This is a genomic window from Gemmatimonadales bacterium, from assembly GCA_035502185.1.
In the GTDB taxonomy this organism is placed as follows: Bacteria; Gemmatimonadota; Gemmatimonadetes; order Gemmatimonadales; family JACORV01; genus Fen-1245.
On the sequence record DATJUT010000089.1, the window covers coordinates 1 to 4,050 of the forward strand.

Annotated in this window: 2 protein-coding genes; one reads left to right on the top strand and one right to left on the bottom strand. The window is 71.8% G+C overall.

The window, feature by feature from the left end; translation table 11 throughout:
• Nucleotides 1-2,104, top strand: a 2,104-nt coding sequence (locus tag VMF70_11510; GenBank protein ID HTT68649.1) for a TonB-dependent receptor, incomplete at its 5' end; no start/stop codon positions are given.
• 21 nt (nucleotides 2,105-2,125) lie between these two features.
• Here VMF70_11510 and VMF70_11515 read toward each other — a convergent pair.
• On the bottom strand, nucleotides 2,126-4,050 hold a 1,925-nt coding region (locus VMF70_11515; GenBank protein HTT68650.1), incomplete at its 5' end, for a hypothetical protein.

Sequence of the window (4,050 nt, forward strand, 5' to 3'; positions counted from 1 at the left end):
CGCCGACGGGATCAACATCACCGACCCGAACGTCGGGGACGGCAGCCTCAACCTGCCGTACAACTTCGTGCGCGAGGTGCAGGTCACGACCGGCGGCTACGAGGCCGAGTACGGCCGGACCCAGGGCGGCCTGGTCAACGTGGTGACCAACTCCGGCGGGAACGAGTTCCACGGGCAGGTGCTCGGGTTCTTCACGGGCGACGGGCTGCGCGCCGCGCCGCGCTGGGGCGTCGGGCAGTCCCAGGTGGCGAAGTTCTCGCAATACGACGTGGGATTCAGCCTCGGCGGCCCGATCCGACGCGATCGGCTCTGGTTCTACGCGGCGTACAACCCGAGCTTCGAGGCCAGCGACGCCAATCTGCCGGGGATTCCGACGCAGCGCGACACGCGCACCACCCACCTGTTCGCCGGCAAGCTCACGGCACGGCTGGGCGCCGCGACCGACGTGACGTTGACGCTCCTCGGAGATCCGAGCGTCCGGGACCTGGTCGGCGGTGTTGCGCTCGCCACGGTCGCCGACGCGGGCGCGGTGCTCGGGCGGCTGCGGGAAGGGGGGACGGCGGTTGCGCTGCAGCTACGCCATCAGATCGGCGCACGCCTGCTGCTGGGCGCCTCGCTGGCCCGGCTCGACCGCGAGGAAGATGAGACCCCGCGCGCGGGCCCGTCATCGGACCCGGCGACATTGACGCAGATCGAAGACGACATCAACAACGTGACGTCGGGCGGGTTCGGGTATTCGCAGACGGCGCATACGTCGCGCACCTCCGGCCAGGTGAGTCTCACTGTCCTGGCAGGCAGTCACGCGCTGAAGCTGGGGGCGGAATACGAAGACAACGCCATCCGCCTCGATGGGTACGGCAGCCAGGTGACGATAGATACCGGCACCGTGGCCGGCCATCTGGACACGACCTACAGCCTGTTGCAGCTCGGCAACCACGCCGACGCGCACAACTACATCCCCGCCGTGTACCTCCAGGACTCCTGGGCCGTGAGCGGGCGACTGCGGCTCAACGTCGGTCTGAGGTGGGAGGGGCAGTTCATGGACGGCGACACGGGCGTCGCCCGCTGGATCGCTCCCGAATTGGCACCGCGCCTCGCGCTGGTGTTTCAGCCCGGAGAGCCGGGAACCGACAAGGTGTCCGTCTCGTACGGCCGGTACTTCGAAGCGATCCCGGCAACCCCGCTCATCTTCTGGACGGGGACCTTCTTCCAGACGAACGGCGTCTATCCCCATAACCCGCTGGCGGACACGACCGGGGGAGTAGTTCAAGGGGGATCGCAGGTCGGTGAGGCGCCGGACCGGAACATCAAGGGGCAGCAGTACGACGAGTGGTCGGCGGGCTACGAGCGCCGGCTGGGCCGCAGCTACCGGATCGCGCTGCGCGGAACCTACCGCACCCTCCTGTGGGCGGTGGAGGACGGCGCGCCGGACCCCAACTCGCCGTTCACCACGGGCAATCCGGGCCGAGGCGCGTTGGCCTACCTCCCGCGGGCCAAGCGCGACTACCGGGCCCTGGAGCTGACCTTCGAGCGGGCGGCTGGACGGCTCAGCTTCCGCGCGTCGTACGTCCTCTCCCGGAGCTGGGGCAACTACACCGGGCTCTATGCGACCGATGTGCTCGACCCCCTGGACAACGCGGGACCTCAGTTCGACTTCCCGGAGCAAGCGGTGAACGCCGCGGGTCCGTTGCCGAACGACCGCCGGCACGTCGTCAAGTTCGTCGGGAGCTACCAGCTCCCGATGGGGCTCACCGTCGGGACGTCGGCACTCGCGGCCAGCGGGGAGCCGCTGAGCGAGTACGGCACCGGACCCTACCCGCCCTACTGGACGTTCGTCGTCCCGCGCGGGACGGCCGGCCGCACTCCTTCCACGTGGAACGTGGACCTGCGGTTCGCGTACGATGCGCCCGTGTCCCGGGACTCGCGCCTTCGGCCCCGCATTCTGCTGGACGTGTTCAACGTGGGGAACCAGCGCAAGGCGCTGACCTACGACCAGCGGCACTACACGGCACCGGGCCTGAGCGGCGTGAACCCGAACTACCTGGCGGTCACGCAGTACCAGGCGCCGCTGCACGCGCGCATGGGCGTCGTGTTCGACTTCTGAGCGCGCCTGCCGAGCGCACGCTCACCCGGCAGCCGCGGCGGGCTTGATCGGCGACGGGGTCGAGGCCGGACACAATCTGGGCCACAGACGCCCGACCGCCCGGAGGAAGCGCGGGTTCGACTTCAGCGGGTCCCAGGCGGGATCGCAGGGGATACCGGTGAACAGGAGGTAGGGCTCGAGCTTCGCCACACTGCGCTCGATGTCGGTCGCCGCGGAGTCGATTTGGCCGAATGCGAGGTGGAGGGTCGCACGCTGCAGGTTGGGCGAGTTCCCCGCGAGCAGCTGCCGCTCAGCCGCCGGGCGCTGCGCCTCGGCGTCCTTCCACCGGCCCGCCGCCGCATACCCCCACACCAGTCCGACCTTGGTGCCGTACTGGGTCGAATCGAGCGCGGCGCTCTTCTCGAACGCGGCGGCCGCGCTGTCGCGCCGGCCAAGAAACGCGTAGGCCGCGCCGAGGTTCCCCCAGGCCGGGGCATTCTGCGGGTCGAGCTCCAGGATGTCCCGGGTCGCCTCGACCGCCCCGCGGAAGTCGCGCGCCAGGTAGAGGTAGTACTGAAGGTCGAGCGCGGCATCCGCGGACAAGGGGTCGAAGCGCCGATGCGCGCGCGCCTGCTCGATCGCCTCGGGAATGCGCGCCAGCTGGTACAGGACACCGGCGTACGTGCCCCGGAGATCGGCGTCCGTGGGGCGCGCCGCGACCAGCCGGGAGACGATTCGCTCCGCGTCGGCGAACCTGAACTCCATCTCCATCAGCGTGATGTGCACGCGGTCGCTCTGGGCTGAATCGAGCGCATCCGCTCGAGCGAGTACCGGCCTGGCAAGGGCGATCGCCGAGTCCCGCGACCCGAGACCCGTGAACGGCTGGCCGAGGTAGGCCCCCGCCAACGCGGCCCAGGCCCGCGCGAAGCGAGGATTCCGGGCGACGGCCTGCTGGTAGTAGCCGATCGCGCGCTGGTAACCTTCCAGCTGCTCCGCGTGGCGGCCACGGAGGTACAGGTCGTACGCCTCGACGTCGCCGGTGTCCTGAGTCTCGCGGGCGGCGATCGCTTCGGGCACGGATTCCGGCCTCACCCCAAGGGCGCCGGCGACGGCGCGCACGATCGAGTCCTGGATCGCGCCCATCGCGGTGCGCGGGCTGTCGAAGGTCCGGCTCCAGCGCGCGTTCCCGTCGGACACATTCACCAGCTCGGCGACGAGGTGGATCCGCGGGCCGCTCTCGCCGACCGAAGCCTCGAGCACCGTCTCGACGTCGAGCTTCGCGCCGACCTCGCGCGGGTCGGCGTCGCCGCTCCTGAACCGCAGCGACGAGCCGCGCGCCTTGACGGCGAGGCCGGGCACGCCGGTGAGCGCGCTCCTCAGCTCGTCGCCGAGCCCTTCGGACAGGTACGCCTGGTCGGCGCCGCCGGTGTTCTCGAACCGCAGCACGGCCACCCGCCTGGGTACGGCCGCGCCGCCGCGCGAGCGCAGCCACCCGAACAGCGCCCCGCCGCCGATCAGGACGCCCAGGGCCAGCACCGTGAACAGCGGGCGCCGCGACACCAGGGACGGCAGGCGCCTCGCTCCGCCCGCCGGCCGCGCGGGGCGATCGGGCGCCGGCCGGGGCGCGCCGGCGGCCGCCCGGGCCGGCGCGGCCAGCGCCTCCGCGAACGCCGCCATCGACGGCCAGCGCCCGGCCGGGTCCCGCGCCAGGGCGCGAGCGACGACCGCGTCCAGCGCCGGGCTCACCTCGCCGCGCAGCGCGTGGATGGACCGCGGGTCCTCGGTCAGCGCCCGCACCAGCACCGCCTGGGGCGTGGGACCACCGTACGGCGGCTCCCCGGCCAGCATCTCGTACAGCACCGCCCCCAGCGCGTAGACGTCGGAGCGCGCGTCGAGGTCCCGGTCGCCCGTCGCCTGCTCCGGGCTCATGTAGAGCGGCGTCCCCACCGCGAGGCCGGTCGCGGTCA